Raw genomic sequence first — 17,888 nt, forward strand, 5'->3', positions numbered from 1 at the left:
ATGCCTGAATGAGCGTCACGAAGGGCCCCTGCGGGGGCCCTTCGTTATGTGACGGTCTGCCAAGATGCGCAGGATCAGTTGCGCAATTTCTCTTGCGCAAGTTTTCTTTTGTATCTACGGTCAGGTGCATGACCTCGCAGGAGAACCGCCGGATCACCGATCTCGGCACCCTCAAGGCCGTCTCGCACCCGCTGCGGATGCGCCTCTACCGCGCCCTCTTCGTCGCCCGCACCGCGACCGCCTCGCAGCTCGCCGAGCAGGTCGACGAGGCCGTCTCGCTCGTCAGCTACCACCTGCGCAAACTCGCCGACCACGGCCTCATCGAGGAGGCCGAGCCGCAGTCGGCGGACGGCCGTGAGCGCTGGTGGCAGCCCAGCTCGTACGGGGTGTCGGTCCGCGACGAGGATGTCCGGGACTCGCCCGAACTGGTCGCCGCGAGCGACGCGTTCGGCCGCGTCGTCAACGAGCAGCGCGCCGCGCTCCACCGCCGCTTCCTCGACGAGCGCCTCACCTGGTCCGAGGAGTGGCGCTCCGCCTCCGTCAGCTCCGAGTGGCTGCCCCGGCTGACCGCCGCCGAACTCGCCGCGCTCGGCGAGGAGCTGGAGGCGGTCCTCCACAAGTACGACCAGAAGGCCCGCGCCGCCGAGGCGGCCGGCGACATCGAGGGCCGCGAGAAGGTCGCCGTCCACCTCTACGGCTTCCCATACCGGGGCTGAGACCGTGACCGCGACCACGCCCGCGACCACTTCCGAGGCCACCGCTACCGCTGCCACTCCCGCCGAAGCCGGTGCCGCCGCGGCCCGCCCCGCCCACCGCGACCCCCAGGTCCTGCGCTGGCTGGGCGCGTACACCGCCTCCACCCTCGGTGACAGCGTCTACTACCTCGCCCTGTCCTGGGCCGCCGTCAGCAGCGGCAGCCCCGCTCAGGCGGGACTCGTCGTGACCGTCTCCGCCGTCCCCCGCGCCCTGCTCATGCTCGTCGGGGGAGTGGTCGCGGACCGGCTGGGTCCGCTCCGCGTCGTGATCGTCTCGGACGCGGTCCGCTGCCTGTCCACCCTCGGCCTCGCCGCCGTCCTCTTTCTCGCCTCGCCCGGGCTGTGGGTGCTCGCGGCCGTCGGGCTGGTCTTCGGCACCGTCGACGCCCTGTTCCTGCCCGCCGTGGGCGCCCTGCCGCCCCGGATCGCGGAGCGCGACCAGCTCGCCCGGGTCCAGGGCATGCGCGGGATCTCGTACCGGATGGGCTCCGTCCTCGGCTCCCCGCTCGGCGGCCTCGCGGTCGCCACCGGCGGCTCGAAGACCGCCTTCGCCGTCGCCGGTGTGCTCTTCGCACTGTCCCTGCCCCTGCTGTGCGCGCTCAAGCTCCGCCCGCTGCCGGGCGGGGAGGGGCCAGGCACGGCGCCGGGCGAGGAGGCGCGGGAGGAGGACGCCCCACGGGGCGGCGGCGCCCTGCGCGACCTCACCGGCGGCCTGCGCTATCTGCGCGGCCACCGTGTCCTCGGCCCGCTGATGATCGTCATCCTTCTCGCCGACCTCGGCTTCGTCGGCCCGCTCAACATCGGCCTCGCGATCCTGTCCGACCAGCGAGGCTGGGGCGCCGCCGGCATCGGCTGGGTCCTCTTCGGCTTCGGTGCGGGCGCGGGCGCCGCCTCGCTGCTCCTCACCGTGCGCGGCCGGGTCCCGCGCGCAGGAGCCGTCATGGGCTGGAGCATGATCCTCGGCGCGGTCGCGATCGGCACCCTGGCCTTCGTGCCCCAGCTGTACGCCGCCGCGCTCGTCGCCTTCTCCATCGGCCTGCTCGCCGGACTCAACGGAGTCCTGTGCGGCTCCCTCGTCCAGACCGAGGCGGACCCCGCCTTCCTGGGCCGGGTCAGCGCCGTCTCCAGCCTGGGCAGCCTCGGCATCGCCCCGCTCGGCCTTCCGCTCACCGGCGCGGCCATCGGCCTGTGGGGCCCCGGCCCGGTCTTCGTGGTCAGCGCCTCGGTCTGCGTCGTCTCGGGCGCGCTCACCCTGCTGATCCCGGCCCTGCGCCGGGCCGAGCTGCCGAAGTAGGGCGGGGCGGCGACGGGCCCCGCCCGGGGCTGTTAGATCCCCAGCTGCTTGGATCCGCTCACCCGCTCCACGGCCTCCGGCTCCCCGTCGAGGTCCACCTTCGCCACGTCCTGCCGTCCGAACAGAAACATCATCAGCTCGCCCGGCTCCCCGGCGACCGTCACCACCGGGGTGCCCCGGTGCGCCACCACCGTCTGGCCGTTCGGGCGCCGCAGCACGAGCCCCACCGGCGCCTTCCGGCCGAGCAGCCGCGCCGACTTCTCCAGGCGGGACCACAGGGTGTCCGAGAAGACCGGGTCCAGCTCGCGCGGCGACCAGTCCGGCTGGGCCCGCCGTACGTCCTCGGCGTGGACGAAGAACTCGACGACGTTCGCGCCCTCGTCCACCTGCTTGATGGTGAACGGGGACATCCGCGGGGGACCCGTTCGGATGAGCTGGATCAGTTCGTCGTACGGCTTCCCGGTGAACTCGGCCTGCACCCGGTCGAGCCGCGATTTCAGTGCCGGGACCGGCACGACCGCGCCCGCCGCCGCGTCGGGGCGGCGCTCCCGCACCACCACGTGCGCCGCGAGGTCGCGGGTCAGCCAGCCCTCGCAGAGGGTCGGGGCGTCCGGGCCCGCGGCCTCCAACAGGTCGGCGAGCAGAAGCCGTTCACGCTTGGCATGGGTCGACATGTCCGCCACCCTACGACCGTCGCCACCGGTCCGCCCAGTGGACGCCCCAGCGGCTCCGGTCCGCGCGGCGGCACAATGGCGCCATGAGCAGCACGCCCCGGACCCCCAGCGACCTCGACCCGGCCATCGCCGCCCGCCTCAAGCGCAGCGCCGACGGGCTGGTCCCCGCCATCGCCCAGCAGTACGACACCGGCGAGGTGCTCATGCTCGGCTGGATGGACGACGAGGCGCTGCACCTCACCCTCACCACCGGCCGCTGCACCTACTGGTCGCGCAGCCGCGAGGAGTACTGGGTCAAGGGCGACACCTCCGGGCACGTCCAGCACGTGAAGTCCGTCGCCCTCGACTGCGACGCCGACACCCTCCTCGTCAAGGTCGACCAGGTCGGCGCCGCCTGCCACACCGGCACCCGGACCTGCTTCGACACCGACGTCCTGCTCGCGGCCCCCGTGGACGGGTCCGCGAAGCAGGCCGATCCTTCCGATCCCGCCGATCCCGCCGGTCCCACCGGGCCCGCCGATCCGGCTGATCCTTCCGATCCTGCTGATCCCGCCGAGCGCTCCGACGCGGCCGAGTAGGGTCGGGCGCCATGGATCTCGAGACCTTCCGAGGGCTGGCCGCGGACCGCCGCGTCATCCCCGTCAGCCGCCGGCTCCTCGCGGACGGCGACACCCCGGTCGGGCTGTACCGCAAGCTCGCCGGCGAGCGCCCCGGCACCTTCCTCCTCGAATCCGCGGAGAACGGCCGCAGCTGGTCGCGCTACTCCTTCATCGGCGTCCGCAGCGACGCCACCCTGACCGTGAAGGACGGCGCGGCGCACTGGCTCGGCACCCCGCCGGTCGGCGTCCCCACCGGCGGCGACCCGCTCGACGCCCTGCGCGCCACCGTTGAGACCCTGCACACCCCGCGCGACCTCACCGCGGGCATGCCCCCGTTCACCGGCGGCATGGTCGGCTACCTCGGCTACGACATCGTCCGCCGCCTGGAGCGCATCGGCGAGCACGGCACCGACGACCTCGAACTGCCCGAGCTGACCCTGCTGCTCACCAGCGATCTCGCCGTCCTCGACCACTGGGACGGCACGGTGCTGCTGATCGCCAACGCGATCAACCACAACGACCTGGCGACCGGTGTCGACGAGGCGTACGCGGACGCCGTGGCCCGGCTCGACGCGATGGAGGCCGACCTGGCCCGCCCCCTCGTCGGGGCGCCCGTCGCGCTGCCGGACTCCGAGCTGCCCGCCTTCTCGGCCCGCTGGGGCGGCCCCGCGTACCAGGAGGCCGTCGAGGACATCAAGGAGCGCATCCGGGCGGGCGAGGCGTTCCAGGTGGTGCCCTCGCAGCGGTTCGAGACCCCGTGCGAGGCCTCCGCGCTCGACGTCTACCGGGTGCTGCGGGCCACCAACCCGTCCCCGTACATGTACCTGTTCCGCTTCGAGAACGGCTTCGACGTCGTCGGCTCCTCGCCCGAGGCCCTGGTCAAGGTCGAGGACGGCCGGGCGATGGTCCACCCCATCGCCGGCACCCGGCACCGCGGGGCGACCCCGCAGGAGGACCACGACCTCGCCGAGGAACTGCTCGCCGACCCCAAGGAGCGCGCCGAGCACCTGATGCTCGTCGACCTCGGCCGCAACGACCTCGGCCGGGTCTGCGCCCCCGGCTCCGTCGAGGTGGTCGACTTCATGTCGGTCGAGCGCTACTCGCACGTCATGCACATCGTCTCCACCGTCACCGGCCGGGTCGCCGAGGGGAAGACCGCCTTCGACGTGCTCACCGCGTGCTTCCCGGCGGGCACCCTCTCCGGCGCGCCCAAGCCGCGCGCGATGCAGATCATCGAGGAGCTGGAGCCGTCCCGGCGCGGGCTGTACGGCGGGTGCGTCGGCTATCTCGACTTCGCCGGCGACTCCGACACCGCCATCGCCATCCGTACGGCGCTGCTGCGGGACGGGACCGCGTACGTGCAGGCGGGCGCGGGGGTCGTCGCCGACTCCGACCCGGCCGCCGAGGACACGGAGTGCCGCAACAAGGCGGCGGCGGTGCTGCGCGCCGTCCACACGGCCAATCGGATGACGGGGAAATGATCGTCGGCGGATGGTCCCTTGATCCGTTCATCGATCCGGCCACCGGCCATCCATGGCTCCGTCCATCGGTCGTCCATCGAAACGGACACAAGCGGATAACCGGATGAACGGATCCTGAGACCGTAGGGGATAGTGGGGTACGTGAGTGCCGTACCCGTACCCCAGCCCCGCGCCGCCCGCCCCGGCGCCGCCTCGTCCGGTGCCCGCCGCAGCCTGGCCGCCGCCCTGCTGCTCGGCGCGCTCGGATCCACCGTCGTCCTGCTCTCCGCCGGTCAGATCTGGGCCGAGGGCACGGCGGCCGTCGGCGGCGGCACCGTCCCGGTCGAGGCCGACGGCGGCACGGTCACCGGTGTGCCGACCGCCCTCGCGGTCGTCGGCCTCGCCGCGCTCGTCGCCGTCTTCGCCGTCCGCCGCACCGGCCGCGCGCTGGTGTCCGGGCTGCTCGCGCTGAGCGGCGCGGGCGCTGCGGCCGCCGCCGTCCTCGGCGCCGGCGACAGCTCCGCGCTCGACGCGGAGGCCGCCCGTATCAGCGGCAACACGGCCGCCGCCGTCGACGGCCTCAGCCACACCGCCTGGCCGTATGTCACCGCCGGCGGCGCCCTGCTCATCCTGATCGCCGGACTCTTCGCGCTGCGCTTCGGCAAGTCCTGGCCTGCCATGGGCGGCCGCTACGAGCGCTCCGGCGCCCCCCGCCCGGCCCGCCGCGCCACGGCCGCCACCACCGACCCCGACCGCCCCGAGGACCTCTGGAAGGCCCTGGACCGAGGCGAGGACCCGACGCACGGCGGCTGACCGGGACCGGGCATCGGGCACCGGTCGTCGGCGGCCCTCGCGCGGGTGCGGGCGCAGACGTCGGCTGTCGGACGTGATCACTACGCTTCCGGCGTGACGACACCTCCCGACGACCGGACCTTCCCGGCCGCTCTCGCCGCCGCTCTCGCCGTCCCCTTCGCGTACGACGACGGCAAGGGCATCGACTTCGAACCCTTCCCGGCCTTCCTGAGCGCCGAGGACACCACCGACTGGTTCCGGGCCTGGACCGGCAACCGTGAACTGGACGGCGATGCCTTCCGCGTCCTCGGCCAGGACGGCACGGGCGGATACGCCGCGTTCTGGCTGATCCGCCCCGGCGCGCCCCTCACCGACCAGCCCGTTGTCTTTCTCGGATCCGAGGGCGAGACCGGCGTCGTGGCCCGCTGCCTCGGCGACTTCCTCTGGGTGCTCGCGGGCGGCTTCGGCCCCTTGGAGGCGGCCACCGAGCACGAACCCGACTGGACCCCGCGGCCCGACGCGGCGCGCGCCGCCGTCGCGCGGAGGTTCGCCCCGGAGCGGGAAGCGCCGGCCGAGGCGCTGATCGCGGCGGCGGCCCGGGAGTTCCCGGACTTCGACGACGACCTGATGGCGCTCTGCCGCTGACCTGCCGCTGACCCGCCGCTGACCTGCCGGTCCCGTCCGGCGGCCCGTGCCGGGGTGCCGGATACGACCCCGCGACGACCGCCGGACCCCGTTCCGCCGCGACGCGTGATCGCCCGGAGCCCCCCGAGTCACCACCGCGCGGTCATGTGCGGAAGAATGAGGCGTCAGCACCGAGCACCACCAAAGAGGAGCAACTCATGTCGGGCAGCGCCCACGGACACACCCCGGCCGCCTGGGCCGGTGTCATCATCGCCTTCATCGGTTTCTGCGTCGGCGGAGTCTTCATGGTCGGCGCCAACGTGGTCGGCTTCTGGGTCGGTATCGGCCTGATGCTCCTCGGTGCCATCGTCGGCGGCGTGCTGAAGATGGTCGGCATGGGGACGCCGAAGCCCACCGCTGCCGTCCAGGCCGCCCGCGACACCGCCACCGCGAGCATCCGGGCCCGCGCCTGACGCTCCCGGCAGCCTTGCCGCTCACCTCGAGGGCGCAGTACGGAACAACCGTGCTGCGCCCTCGTGCGTCAGGGGCGACAATCACCCGGTGGACCCGAACCCGACGGCGGCGGCCGTGACCGAGCCCCAGCCCCAGAGCTCCGGGGGGACGCCCCCCGACCCGTACGCACCGGCATATGCCGACCCGTACGCCCCGGTCCCGGCATATGCCCCGCCGCACCCGTCTCCGGCAGCGGGCCCGTCAGCGGCCCCGTTCCCGTCCCTGCCGCTGTACGCCCCGCAGCCCCCGCCGCCGCTCACCCGGCGGCTGCTCACCCCGGTCGGCACCCTCGCCGCCGTCGTCGCCGCCTTCGCGTACGTCGGCACCGTCGACCCCAACGAGCCCGGCCACTACCCGGTCTGCCCCCTGCTGCGCTTCACCGGCCTGTACTGCCCCGGCTGCGGCGGGCTGCGCAGCGCCCATGCCTTCGCCCACGGCGACCTCGCCGCCGCCTTCGGCTCCAACGCCCTCGCCGTCGTCGGCTACGGCGTCTTCGCCGCCGTCATGGTTTTGTGGCTGGTCCGCGCCATCCGGGGCATCCCGTTGCGAGTGACGCTCTCCCCGGTCTGGTGGTGGGGGATCGGCGCCGTCCTGACCGCGTTCACGCTGGTCCGGAACCTGCCGTTCGGTGCCGCGCTGGCCCCCTGACCTGCACGGCCGGCACCCGGCGGGAGTCCCAGCACGTGGGACGACGCCCCTTCGATGCGGATCCGGGGCGCACCTGCGGATACCATCGACCTTGGCTGTATCCAGACCGTCACCGTCCCGGAAGGGGGCTCCTCGCGTGAGTGTGCTCGACGAGATCATCGAAGGCGTACGCGCCGACCTCGCGGAGCGGCAGGCGCGGGTCTCCCTCGACGAGCTCAAGGAGCGCGCCGCGAGAGCGCCGCAGGCCAAGGACGGCGTCGCCGCGCTGAGCGGCGACGGAGTCAAGGTCATCTGCGAGGTGAAGCGCTCCAGCCCGTCGAAGGGCGCGCTCGCCGCGATCGCCGACCCGGCCGGCCTCGCCGCCGACTACGAGGCGGGTGGCGCCGCCGTCATCTCCGTCCTCACCGAGCAGCGCCGCTTCGGCGGCTCGCTCGCCGACCTGGAGGCCGTCCGGGCCCGGGTCGACATCCCGATCCTGCGCAAGGACTTCATCGTCAGCGCCTACCAGCTCTGGGAGGCCCGGGCGTACGGCGCGGACCTCGCGCTGCTGATCGTCGCCGCCCTGGAGCAGGAGGCCCTGGTCTCCCTCATCGAGCGCGCCGAGTCCATCGGGCTGACCCCGCTGGTCGAGGCCCACGACGAGGAAGAGGCCGAGCGGGCCGTCGCCGCCGGCGCCCGGATCATCGGCGTCAACGCGCGCAACCTGAAGACCCTCAAGGTCGACCGCTCCACCTTCGAGCGCGTCGCCCCCGAGATCCCGGACCGCATCGTCAAGGTCGCCGAGTCCGGCGTCCGAGGCCCGCACGACCTGATCGCGTACGCCAACGCCGGCGCCGACGCGGTCCTGGTCGGCGAGTCCCTGGTCACCGGCCGCGACCCCAAGGTGGCCGTGGCCGACCTGGTCGCCGCCGGCGCCCACCCGGCCCTGCGGCACGGGCGGAGCTGACCCCACATGTCCCGACGCCTTCTCCGAAGCGACGCACAGGCGTGCGTCCCGGGCCGTGATGCCCGGGGCGCCGCCGGTGCGCGCGCGGACGAGGGCGACCGGCGGCACGCCCCGCTGGCCCGGGGCTGCCGCCCGCGCGGCTGCCGCGCCCCCGCGCGCCGGGTTCACGGCCGCCGGGTGCGGTACGTGATAGGCGACGAGCCGGGCCAGGTCAACGGCATGCGATGGCGCGCGTCCACCGCGCGCAACTCCTGACACTTCCCGGTCATCCACCGGGCCCTCGCGCGAGGTTTCCGGCCCGCACGGACGGGACGCCGTACCCGAAAACGGTGCCGCCCCGCCCGTGCCGCCTTGCCGCACCTCGCGGCCGGGGGCCGGAACGCCCCGCCGGGGAGCCTCGCAGGCGTGCCCCGTCCTTCGGGAAAGCCCTTCGAGTCCGTCCTTCGCGACCGCTCTTCGAGAACGCCCTTCGGGACCGCTCTTCGGGGCCGTCCCGAGGTCGCCTCGCAGGCCGTCCCGAGGGCCGGTGCGAAGCCCGCCGAGCGCCCGTCGAGCGCCCGTCGAGGGCCCGCCGCGCGCCCGCCGCCCGTCCCGCGTACGCGGAACGGCGCGAGCCGGTGCCGCCAGGGTGCGGAACGTGTCAGAGCATGCGCATAACGTGACCATCGTCCAGACGTCACCGGGGCCCCGCCCCGCGAGGAGCGCATCCGCATGTCCAGCATGTCGTCCACCGACCTGACCAGCGACTTCTTCATCCCCGACCCGGAGGGGTCGGTCCCCACCCCCGAGGGCTACTTCGGCGCCTACGGCGGCAAGTTCATCCCCGAGGCCCTCGTCGCCGCCGTCGACGAGGTCGCCGTCGAGTACGACAAGGCCAAGAACGACCCCGAGTTCGCCCGTGAGCTCGGCGAGCTGATGGTGCACTACACCGGCCGTCCCAGCGCCCTCACCGAGGTCCCGCGCTTCGCCGGGCACGCCGGCGGCGCCCGGATCTTCCTCAAGCGCGAGGACCTCAACCACACCGGCTCGCACAAGATCAACAACGTGCTCGGCCAGGCCCTGCTCACCAAGCGCATGGGCAAGACCCGGGTCATCGCCGAGACCGGCGCCGGCCAGCACGGCGTCGCCACCGCCACCGCCTGCGCCCTCTTCGGTCTCGACTGCACCATCTACATGGGCGAGATCGACACCCAGCGCCAGGCCCTCAACGTCGCCCGGATGCGCATGCTCGGCGCCGAGGTCGTCGCCGTGAAGTCCGGCAGCCGCACCCTCAAGGACGCCATCAACGAGGCGTTCCGAGACTGGGTCGCCAACGTCGACCGCACCCACTACCTCTTCGGTACGGTCGCGGGCCCGCACCCCTTCCCGGCCATGGTGCGCGACTTCCACCGGGTCATCGGCGTCGAGGCCCGCCGCCAGCTCCTGGAGCAGGCCGGCCGGCTGCCCGACGCGGCCGTCGCCTGCGTCGGCGGCGGCTCCAACGCCATCGGCCTCTTCCACGCCTTCATCCCGGACGCCTCCGTCCGGCTGATCGGCTGCGAACCGGCCGGTCACGGCCTCGCCACCGGCGAGCACGCCGCCACCCTCACCGCCGGCGAGCCCGGCATCCTGCACGGCTCGCGCTCCTACGTGCTTCAGGACGAGGAGGGCCAGATCACCGAGCCGTACTCGATCTCCGCCGGCCTCGACTACCCGGGCATCGGCCCCGAGCACGCCTACCTCAAGGACAGCGGGCGCGGCGAGTACCGGGCCGTCACCGACGACGCCGCCATGCAGGCGCTGCGCCTGCTGTCGCGTACGGAGGGCATCATCCCGGCCATCGAGTCGGCGCACGCCCTCGCCGGGGCCCTGGAGATCGGCAAGGAGCTGGGCAAGGACGGGCTCCTCGTCGTCAACCTCTCCGGACGCGGCGACAAGGACATGGACACCGCGGCCCGCTACTTCGGGCTGTACGACACCGACGCCGAGGTGGCCGCCGACGCGACCGCCACCGCCGAGATCGCGGGGGACGCCAAGTGACCGGGAACATCCAGCTGCTCGGCGACACGCTCGCCGCCGCCAAGGCCGAGAACCGGGCCGCGCTCATCGCGTACCTCCCGGCCGGCTTCCCGACCGTCGACGGCGGCATCGCCGCCATCAAGGCCGTCTTCGACGGCGGCGCCGACATCGTCGAGGTCGGACTGCCGCACAGTGACCCCGTCCTCGACGGGCCGGTGATCCAGACCGCCGACGACATCGCCCTGCGCGGCGGCGTGAAGATCGCCGACGTGATGCGCACGGTCAAGGAGGCGCACGAGGCCACCGGCAAGCCGGTCCTCGTGATGACCTACTGGAACCCCATCGACCGCTACGGCGTCGAGCGCTTCACCGAGGAACTCGCCGCGGCCGGCGGCGCCGGCTGCATCCTGCCGGACCTGCCGGTCCAGGAGTCCGCCCTGTGGCGGGCGCACGCCGACAAGCGCGGTCTCGCGACCGTCTTCGTCGTCGCCCCCAGCAGCAAGGACGAGCGCCTCGCCACCATCACCGCGGCCGGCTCGGGCTTCGTCTACGCCGCCTCCCTGATGGGCGTCACGGGCACCCGCGAGTCGGTCGGCGAGCAGGCCGCCGACCTGGTGGGCCGGACCCGGGCCGCCGGCGACCTGCCGGTCTGCGTCGGTCTCGGCGTCTCCAACGCGGCCCAGGCTGCCGAGGTCGCCCGGTTCGCCGACGGGGTCATCGTCGGCTCCGCCTTCGTCAAGCGCATGCTCGACGCCGACGGCGACGAGACCGCCGCGCTCGGCGCCGTGAAGGAACTGGCGGCCGAGCTCGCCGCGGGCGTCCGCCGCACCGCGTAACACCTGCGGCGTTCCCGTCACACGTACGGGTGGAATACGGACCGGGGAGGCGTGCGCGCGCCTCCCCGGTTCGTTGCTGAGGGCGTGAGCGAGAAGAACCGAGACGGAATGCGGAGCGCGCGCGAGCGCCTCAAGCAGCAGCGCGAGCAGGACAAGACCCGGGAGAAGCGGCGGCGCGTCCTCATCGTGACGGCCGCGGTCGTCGGCGTCCTCGGCCTGGCCGGGGTGGTCGGCGTGATCGCCGCCGCGGGCGGCGGCGGGGACAGCTCCGACAAGGCGGGCCCGGTCGTCCCGCCCGCCGGGGCCACCGCCGGCGACAAGCCCGCCATCCCGCAGGGCCGGCCGGACGCCCCCTCCACGCTTGCGGTCTGGGAGGACTTCCGCTGCCCCGCGTGCGCCCAGTTCGAGAGCATCATGCGGACCAGCGTCCACCAGCTGATGGCGTCCGGCGCGCTCAAGGTCGACTACCACCTCGCCACCCTCATCGACGGCAACCTCGGCGGCACCGGCTCCCTGCGCGCCGCCAACGCCGCCGCCTGCGCGCAGGACGCCGGCAAGTTCACCGCGTACCACGACGTGCTCTACAGCAACCAGCCGCCGGAGACCAACGACGCGTTCGCGAAGAACGAGAAGCTGATCGAACTGGCCGCGAAGGTGCCCGGGCTCGACACCCCGGCCTTCCGCGCCTGCGTCGAGGACGGCACCCACGACAGCTGGGTCAAGACCTCGCACGCCGCGTTCAAGAAGAGCGACTTCCGAGGCACGCCGTCCGTGCTGCTCAACGGGACGCCGGTCTTCCCGCAGAAGGACGGCGTGCAGATCTCCCCGGAGAATCTGAAGAAGTGGGTCGCCGAGGCCAACAAGGGCAAGAAGGCGGGCACGGCGTCGCCGGCCCCGGGTTCCCCGGAGCACTGACCACCGCCGTTCCTCCGGGCCGCGCGGGCCTCGGCCCTGGCTGGGAGGCCCGTACCCGGCCGCGTGGGCCCCGTTCCCGCCCGGAATCGGACTCCCCGATTCCGGCGGGATGGACCCCGTTCCCGGCCTCGCGGGCTCCCGCTTCCGGCCGGGTGACGGGGTCGGTAGTTACGGAGAAGTTGCCGGGCGGGCTGCCCTGGGGCCCGTCCGGCAAGGTAGCGTCGGTGGTGCCATGGACCTTGCCTACATTCCCAGCCCGTCGATCGGCGTGATCCATCTCGGACCGATCCCGCTGCGCGGCTATGCCTTCTGCATCATTCTCGGTGTCTTCGCCGCCGTCTGGCTCGGCAACAAGCGCTGGGTCGCCCGGGGCGGCACCGCCGGCACCGTGGCCGACATCGCCGTCTGGGCGGTGCCCTTCGGCCTCGCCGGCGGTCGCCTCTACCACGTGATCACGGATTACCAGCTGTACTTCAGCGAGGGTAAGAACTGGGTCGACGCCTTCAAGATCTGGCAGGGCGGCCTGGGTATCTGGGGCGCCATCGCGCTCGGCGCCGTCGGCGCCTGGATCGGCTGCCGCCGGCGCGGCATCCCGCTCCCGGCGTACGCGGACGCCATCGCACCCGGCATCGCCCTCGCCCAGGGCATCGGCCGCTGGGGCAACTGGTTCAACCAGGAGCTGTACGGCAAGCCCACCAAGCTGCCGTGGGCGCTGGAGATCAGCGACGCCCCGAACCGCGTGGCCGGGCTCTACCACCCGACCTTCCTGTACGAGTTCCTGTGGGACATCGCCGTCGCGGTCTTCGTGATCTGGGCCGGCCGCCGCTTCGCGATGGGCCACGGCCGCACCTTCGCGCTCTACGTCGCCGCGTACTGTGTCGGCCGCACCTGGACCGAGTACCTGCGCATCGACGAGGCGCACCACGTCCTGGGCCTCCGGCTGAACGTGTGGACCGCGCTCATCGTCGGCCTGCTGGCCGTCGTCTACATCGTGATCTCGGCGAAGCTGCGCCCGGGCCAGGAAGAGGTCGTGGAGCCGCGGCAGGCGGCCGCGGAGGCGGCCGAGGGCGCCGAGACGGACGGGGACGCGGGGCCGAAGGACGCCGAGCCGAAGGACGCGAAGGCCAAGGACAAGGCCGGGACCGAGGCGGACGGGGACGCGGAGACCAAGGCCGAGGCGGAGACCGAAGCCGAGGACAAGGACAAGGACGAGGTCAAGGACGGCGCGGGCAAGCGCTGAGACCGCACGTACGCCCCGCACGCGTACGGATACGCACGACGGAGGGCCGTCGGGACCACGGGTCCCGGCGGCCCTCCGCCCATCCGGTCCCCGGTCGGCTGTCGGGATGCGCTGCCCGACCGAGGGTCTCTTGAGAACGGACGGACACATGACCGACTCTCGTCCCACCGCATGGGACACCTATGCGCGGAGCGAGCCCCAGCGGCGGACGGTCAACGCCAAGGGCGAGACCACATGGTTCAACTGGACCCAGTACCCGGACCACGGCCCCGGCGCGGATGTGCTCGGGCTCGCCCCGGGGGACCGGGTGCTCGATCTCGGGTGCGGGGCGGGAGGGAACAGCGCGCATCTCGCCACGCTCGGGATGACGTCCGTCGGGATCGACCTTTCCGCCGGGCAGCTCGCCAAGGCGCGCGAGCGGTGGACCGGCGTGGACGGGATGGAACTCCACCAGGCCGACGCCCTCGCCTATCTCGCGGACACGTCCACGGTCTTCGACGCCGTCTACAGCGTGTTCGGTGCCGTGTGGTTCACCGACCCGGGTCTGCTGCTGCCGGCCGTTCACGCGAACCTCAGGCCGGGCGGCGTGCTCGCCTTCTCCCAGCGCCCTCCGGTGGAGGGGTGTTACGGCTGCCAGGCGTCGTACATCCCCCGAGGCCCGGACGAGGACCCCGCCGTCGTCAAACGGTGGGACTACGAACCCGATGAGTGGGCGCGGATCCTCCGCGAACACGGCTTCACGGACGTGTCCGTCTCCGTGCTCGCCGCGCCCCCGGGAAACCGGCGCACGGGCACCCTGCTCGTCCGGGGCGTCCGGGGTGTGCGGGGAGGCCAGTAGGCGGCGGTGCTCCGAGGCGTCGACGCCCCCGGCAGCCGCCCGAGAAGGGGGCTGCCGGGGTGGCGGTGGGCGATGCCCGGTCAGGCCCGGCGCGCCGCCAAGGCCAGGACGCGACGGGCGTCGGTGACGACCGCCGCGTCCACGAAGCGGCCGTCGGGCAGCAGGAAGGCGCCGTCGGCGGATGCCTCGGCCGCCTTGACGATCTTCTCGGCGTCGGCGATCTCGTCGGGGGACGGCAGATAGGCCCGCTCGATCACCGGGAGCTGCCGGGGATGGATCGCGGCCCGGCCGAGGAAGCCCATCGCCCGGCCCCGCGCGCAGTCCGCGGCGAGTCCGTCGAGGTCCCGGACGTCCGGATGGACCGACTGGACCGGCGGCGGAAGCGCGGCCGCGCGGGCCGCGACCACGATCCGGCTGCGCGGCCAGTCCAGGCCGCGGTCGTCCCGTACCCCCAGGTCGGCGCGGAGATCGGCCTCGCCGAGGGCGATGCCGTGCACCGAGGGATGGGCGGTGGCGATGGCGTACGCGTGCTCCACGGCCAGCGCGTTCTCCAGGAGCGGGTAGAGCGGGAGGCCCTGGGACAGCTCGGCGATCCGGCCGATGTCAGTGGGGTGTGTCACCTTGGGAACACGGAGAGCGACGAGTCCGGGGAGGGACACCAGTGGGGGAATGTCGCGGGGCGCGTGGACACGGACATGGACCGGTACGGGCTGGGGGTCGGCGAGCAGTTCGGCGGTGGCGTCGAGGGCGTAGGCCCGGCGGTCCGGGGCCACCGCGTCCTCCAGGTCGACGATGACGACGTCGGCCCCGGAGCCGAGCGCCTTGCGGACGATCTCGGGGCGGTCGCCCGGCGCGTAGAGCCAGGTGAGGGGCGTGGGCCGGGCCGGCTGCGCGGCCGCGGTGGCGGTCCGGCGGGCGGGCGCGGTGTGGTCGGGGGTCATACGGCTCCTTCGGCGCGCAGGGTGTCGATCTCGGCGGGGCCGAGGCCCAGTTCGGTGAGGAGGGCGGTGGTGTCGGCGCCGTGCGGGCGCCCGGCCCAGCGGATAGCGCCGGGCGTGTCGGAGAGCCGGAAGAGGACGTTCTGCATCCGGAGCGGGCCGAGTTCGGGGTCGGGGACCTCGGTGACGGTGCCGAGGGCCTGGTACTGGGGGTCGGCGAGGACGTCCCGGATGTCGTAGACGGGGGCGATGGCGGCCTCCGCCTTCTCGAAGGCGGCCAGGGCCTCGTCGCGGGTGTGCCGGGCGATCCAGGTGCCCACCGCCTCGTCGAGCACGTCCGCGTGCGCGGCCCGGCCGGTGCCGTCGGCGAACCAGGGTTCGTCGGTCAGCTCCGGCCGGCCGACCAGCCGCAGCACGCGTTCGGCGATCGACTGGGCGGAGGTGGAGACGGCGACCCAGGAGCCGTCTGCGGTCCGGTAGGTGTTGCGCGGGGCGTTGTTGCGGGAGCGGTTGCCGGTGCGGGGCTGGACGTAGCCGAGCTGGTCGTACCAGAGGGGGTGGGGTCCGATGACGGAGAGCATCGGTTCGATGATGGCCAGGTCCACGACCTGGCCCTGGCCGGTGGTGGTCCTCGCGCTGAGCGCGGTCATCACGGCGTACGCGGTGGCCAGCGCGGCCACGGAGTCGGCGAGGCCGAAGGGCGGCAGGGTCGGCGGCCCGCCGGGTTCGCCGGTGAGGGCGGCGAACCCGCTCATCGCCTCGGCGAGGGTGCCGAAACCGGGGCGGTGGGCGTACGGGCCGAACTGTCCGAAGCCGGTGACCCGGGCCAGTACGAGCCGGGGATTGACGGCCGACAGCTCCTCCCAGCCGAGACCCCAGCGTTCCAGGGTGCCGGGCCGGAAGTTCTCCACGATCACGTCGGCGCCGGCGGCCAGCCGCAGCAGGGTGTCGCGTCCGCCGGGGGTGGACAGATCGAGCGTCATCGTCCGCTTGTTGCGGCCGAGGACCTTCCACCACAGGCCGACGCCGTCCTTGGCCGGGCCGTGGCCACGGGACGGGTCGGGCTTGCGCGGATGCTCGATCTTGACGACGTCGGCGCCGAAGTCGCCGAGCAGGGTCGCGGCGAGCGGGCCCGCGAAGAGGGTGGCGAGGTCGAGCACGCGCAGCCCGTGCAGGGGAGGGGCGGGAGGGGAGCCGGGGGTGGAGCTGGGAGTGGAGCCGGGGGTGGGGGCGGCGGTGCCGGTGGGGAGTGTGGTGTTCGCAGGGTCTGTGGGGTCTGTGGGGCTTGTGACGTTCGCGGTGGTCGCGGTGTTCACGGGGTCCGGGTGGCCGGCGGGGCTCATACGCGGTCGGCCTCCTGGTCGCGGGCCGGCTCTTCGCGGGCCGGATTCCCCTGGTGGGCCGGGTTCGTGTGGTGGTCCGGGAGGCTGTGGTCCGGGGCGAGGGCCGCCTCGATCTCGGTGCGGTACGGAATCGACGGGGACGCGCCCTCGCGCTGGACGGAGAGCGCGGCGGCGGCCGACGCCCAGGCCAGCGCCTCGGGCACGGGCCGGCCCTCGGCGAGTGCCACGGCCAGGGTGCCCACGAAGGTGTCACCGGCGGCGGTGGTGTCCACGGCGGCCACGCGGGGCGCGGGCACGGCGACCGGTTCCCGGCCGCGCGCGGCGTACAGACAGCCGGACTCGCCGAGGGTGATCACGACCTCGGGCACGTCGGCGAGGAGGGCCCGGGCGGCGGCGCGCGGGTCGGTGAAGCCGGTGAGCGCGGCGGCCTCGTGCTGATTGGGCACCAGCAGATCGGTGACGGAGAGGAGTTCGGGCGGCAGCGGACGGGTGGGCGCGGGCGCGGGGGTGAGGACGACGCGCACCTCGTGCGCGCGGGCGATCCGGGCGGCCTCGGTGACGGCGGGAAGGGGGAGTTCGAGCTGGAGCAGCAGGATGTCGGCGGTGGCGATCAGCGCTTCGTCGCCGTGACCGAGGGAGGTGACGGTGCCGTTGGCGCCGGGGACGACGACGGTCGCGTTGCCGCCCTCGTCGTCGGCGACGATGTGCGCGGTGCCGGACGGGCCTTCGACGGTGCGCAGCAGATCGGTGTCGACGCCGCCGTGGTCGAGCGCGGTGCGCAGCCGGGTGCCGAGACCGTCGGCGCCGACCGCTCCGATCAGCGCGACCTCGGCGCCCGCGCGGGCGGCGGCGACGGCCTGGTTGGCGCCCTTCCCGCCGGGCACGGTGTGAAAGGCGCGGCCGGTGACGGTCTCGCCCCGGGCGGGGGCGCGGTCGACACGGGTCACCAGGTCCATGGTCACGCTGCCGAGCACCACGATGCCGGCCGGGCGGACGGGGATCGGACGGCCGGGCCCGGCAGGCCCCGCAGACCCGGTGAGTCCGGCCAGCCCGGGGCGTCCGGCAGCGGCTACGGGGGCGACGGGGGCGGTGGGGTCGACAGGGGTCAGAGGGCCCGTGGGCTCGGTGCGGCCGGTGGGTTTCGAGGGGTCTGCGGAGCTGGTCATGGGCGTACTGCCTCCGAATGCGTCAGTGCGGCCGGCGTGTCGAAGCCGACGCCGTCGAAGGACGGCACCGAGGTCGACAGCCGGTTCTTGAGAGGGGAGGTCCAGCGGGCGGGCAGGGCTCGGGCGTCGCGGCCGTCCTCGGCGGCCTGCCGCGGCTCGTGCCCGACCAGGTCCTCCGGCTGCACCCAGGTGACCCGCGGCGGAGGACCGTCGGACAGCGCAGGAAAGCCGGGCGACGGAGGACCGTCGGACAGCGCGGGAAGACCGGCCGACGCGGGAACGTCGGACGGCGGGGGAGGAGTGGCGGCG

Annotated in this window: 20 protein-coding genes; 15 read left to right on the forward strand and 5 right to left on the reverse strand. The window is 73.8% G+C overall.

Translation table 11 applies throughout. The annotated features are described in order from the left end of the window. Window positions 1-128: 128 nt before the first annotated feature. A complete protein-coding gene (locus ABZ990_RS10710) occupies window positions 129-716 on the forward strand; it encodes a helix-turn-helix domain-containing protein (protein ID WP_361228488.1) in 588 nt (195 codons plus the stop codon). Window positions 717-828: 112 nt separating this feature from the next. Continuing rightward, the gene (locus ABZ990_RS10715; RefSeq protein WP_361228685.1) at window positions 829-2,049 is read left to right on the forward strand and encodes an MFS transporter; all 1,221 of its coding nucleotides are present in this window, start codon (window positions 829-831) and stop codon (window positions 2,047-2,049) included. Between the two features lie 32 nt (window positions 2,050-2,081). Here the strand turns inward: ABZ990_RS10715 and ABZ990_RS10720 are convergent, their stop codons facing one another. Continuing rightward, window positions 2,082-2,723, reverse strand: coding sequence for a TIGR03085 family metal-binding protein (locus ABZ990_RS10720; protein ID WP_361228491.1), 642 nt, complete (start codon window positions 2,721-2,723; stop codon window positions 2,082-2,084). An 83-nt stretch (window positions 2,724-2,806) separates the two neighbouring features. Here ABZ990_RS10720 and hisI point away from each other — a divergent pair, with 83 nt between their 5' ends. The 13 genes from hisI to ABZ990_RS10785 all read left to right on the forward strand — a co-directional run bounded on the left by hisI (window position 2,807) and on the right by ABZ990_RS10785 (window position 14,132). Continuing rightward, complete coding sequence (gene hisI / locus ABZ990_RS10725) at window positions 2,807-3,301, forward strand: phosphoribosyl-AMP cyclohydrolase (RefSeq protein WP_361228493.1); 495 nt, start codon at window positions 2,807-2,809, stop codon at window positions 3,299-3,301. Between the two features lie 11 nt (window positions 3,302-3,312). Next, window positions 3,313-4,803 carry an anthranilate synthase component I gene (locus ABZ990_RS10730; RefSeq protein WP_361228496.1) on the forward strand — a complete coding sequence of 497 codons (1,491 nt, stop codon included), beginning with the start codon at window positions 3,313-3,315 and terminating at the stop codon, window positions 4,801-4,803. Window positions 4,804-4,935: 132 nt separating this feature from the next. After that, the gene (locus ABZ990_RS10735; protein WP_361228498.1) at window positions 4,936-5,595 is read left to right on the forward strand and encodes a TIGR02234 family membrane protein; all 660 of its coding nucleotides are present in this window, start codon (window positions 4,936-4,938) and stop codon (window positions 5,593-5,595) included. 93 nt (window positions 5,596-5,688) lie between these two features. Continuing rightward, the gene (locus ABZ990_RS10740; RefSeq protein ID WP_361228501.1) at window positions 5,689-6,219 is read left to right on the forward strand and encodes an SMI1/KNR4 family protein; all 531 of its coding nucleotides are present in this window, start codon (window positions 5,689-5,691) and stop codon (window positions 6,217-6,219) included. A gap of 197 nt (window positions 6,220-6,416) precedes the next feature. Next, complete coding sequence (locus ABZ990_RS10745) at window positions 6,417-6,671, forward strand: HGxxPAAW family protein (protein WP_361228504.1); 255 nt, start codon at window positions 6,417-6,419, stop codon at window positions 6,669-6,671. Between the two features lie 262 nt (window positions 6,672-6,933). Beyond that, window positions 6,934-7,359: a DUF2752 domain-containing protein gene (locus ABZ990_RS10750; RefSeq protein ID WP_361228688.1), complete on the forward strand. Its 426-nt coding sequence runs from the start codon at window positions 6,934-6,936 to the stop codon at window positions 7,357-7,359. A 136-nt stretch (window positions 7,360-7,495) separates the two neighbouring features. Continuing rightward, a complete protein-coding gene (gene trpC / locus ABZ990_RS10755; RefSeq protein ID WP_361228507.1) occupies window positions 7,496-8,305 on the forward strand; it encodes an indole-3-glycerol phosphate synthase TrpC in 810 nt (269 codons plus the stop codon). Between the two features lie 6 nt (window positions 8,306-8,311). Continuing rightward, window positions 8,312-8,560 (forward strand): tryptophan synthase subunit(beta), encoded by a 249-nt coding sequence (locus ABZ990_RS10760; protein ID WP_361228510.1) that lies wholly within the window; start codon window positions 8,312-8,314, stop codon window positions 8,558-8,560. Window positions 8,561-9,040: 480 nt separating this feature from the next. Then, complete coding sequence (gene trpB, locus ABZ990_RS10765; RefSeq protein ID WP_361228691.1) at window positions 9,041-10,324, forward strand: tryptophan synthase subunit beta; 1,284 nt, start codon at window positions 9,041-9,043, stop codon at window positions 10,322-10,324. After that, on the forward strand, window positions 10,321-11,139 hold the full coding sequence (trpA, locus tag ABZ990_RS10770; RefSeq protein WP_361228513.1) for a tryptophan synthase subunit alpha: 819 nt from the start codon (window positions 10,321-10,323) through the stop codon (window positions 11,137-11,139). The genes trpB and trpA overlap by 4 nt, the downstream gene beginning before the upstream one ends. Window positions 11,140-11,223: 84 nt before the next feature. Beyond that, window positions 11,224-12,054: a thioredoxin domain-containing protein gene (locus ABZ990_RS10775; RefSeq protein WP_361228516.1), complete on the forward strand. Its 831-nt coding sequence runs from the start codon at window positions 11,224-11,226 to the stop codon at window positions 12,052-12,054. A 232-nt stretch (window positions 12,055-12,286) separates the two neighbouring features. Further along, window positions 12,287-13,294, forward strand: coding sequence for a prolipoprotein diacylglyceryl transferase (gene lgt / locus ABZ990_RS10780; RefSeq protein ID WP_361228519.1), 1,008 nt, complete (start codon window positions 12,287-12,289; stop codon window positions 13,292-13,294). A 148-nt stretch (window positions 13,295-13,442) separates the two neighbouring features. Then, entirely contained in the window at window positions 13,443-14,132 is a 690-nt protein-coding gene (locus ABZ990_RS10785) for a class I SAM-dependent methyltransferase (RefSeq protein ID WP_361228522.1), read from the forward strand. An 80-nt stretch (window positions 14,133-14,212) separates the two neighbouring features. Here ABZ990_RS10785 and ABZ990_RS10790 read toward each other — a convergent pair whose 3' ends face one another. From ABZ990_RS10790 to ABZ990_RS10805, 4 genes are all read right to left on the reverse strand, one after another. Then, on the reverse strand, window positions 14,213-15,073 hold the full coding sequence (locus tag ABZ990_RS10790; RefSeq protein ID WP_361228529.1) for a CoA ester lyase: 861 nt from the start codon (window positions 15,071-15,073) through the stop codon (window positions 14,213-14,215). After that, entirely contained in the window at window positions 15,070-16,413 is a 1,344-nt protein-coding gene (locus tag ABZ990_RS10795) for a CoA transferase (protein WP_361228532.1), read from the reverse strand. Before ABZ990_RS10795 ends, ABZ990_RS10790 begins: the two co-directional genes overlap by 4 nt. Next, a complete protein-coding gene (rbsK, locus tag ABZ990_RS10800; RefSeq protein WP_361228694.1) occupies window positions 16,410-17,393 on the reverse strand; it encodes a ribokinase in 984 nt (327 codons plus the stop codon). The genes ABZ990_RS10795 and rbsK overlap by 4 nt, the downstream gene beginning before the upstream one ends. Window positions 17,394-17,575: 182 nt before the next feature. Next, complete coding sequence (locus ABZ990_RS10805; protein WP_361228700.1) at window positions 17,576-17,764, reverse strand: hypothetical protein; 189 nt, start codon at window positions 17,762-17,764, stop codon at window positions 17,576-17,578. Window positions 17,765-17,888 lie beyond the last annotated feature (124 nt).

Origin of the sequence: Streptomyces sp. NPDC046203 (genome assembly GCF_040646255.1) — a bacterium.
Lineage (GTDB): Bacteria > Actinomycetota > Actinomycetes > Streptomycetales > Streptomycetaceae > Streptomyces.

Coding starts and splice junctions, on each gene's coding strand:
- ABZ990_RS10745 (WP_361228504.1), top strand. CDS start 6,417: ATGTCGGGCAGCGCCCACGGACACACCCCGGCCGCCTGGGCCGGTGTC.
- hisI (WP_361228493.1), top strand. CDS start 2,807: ATGAGCAGCACGCCCCGGACCCCCAGCGACCTCGACCCGGCCATCGCC.
- lgt (WP_361228519.1), top strand. CDS start 12,287: ATGGACCTTGCCTACATTCCCAGCCCGTCGATCGGCGTGATCCATCTC.
- ABZ990_RS10785 (WP_361228522.1), top strand. CDS start 13,443: ATGACCGACTCTCGTCCCACCGCATGGGACACCTATGCGCGGAGCGAG.
- ABZ990_RS10720 (WP_361228491.1), bottom strand. CDS start 2,723: ATGTCGACCCATGCCAAGCGTGAACGGCTTCTGCTCGCCGACCTGTTG.
- ABZ990_RS10730 (WP_361228496.1), top strand. CDS start 3,313: ATGGATCTCGAGACCTTCCGAGGGCTGGCCGCGGACCGCCGCGTCATC.
- ABZ990_RS10760 (WP_361228510.1), top strand. CDS start 8,312: ATGTCCCGACGCCTTCTCCGAAGCGACGCACAGGCGTGCGTCCCGGGC.
- ABZ990_RS10795 (WP_361228532.1), bottom strand. CDS start 16,413: ATGAGCCCCGCCGGCCACCCGGACCCCGTGAACACCGCGACCACCGCG.
- ABZ990_RS10710 (WP_361228488.1), top strand. CDS start 129: ATGACCTCGCAGGAGAACCGCCGGATCACCGATCTCGGCACCCTCAAG.
- ABZ990_RS10790 (WP_361228529.1), bottom strand. CDS start 15,073: ATGACCCCCGACCACACCGCGCCCGCCCGCCGGACCGCCACCGCGGCC.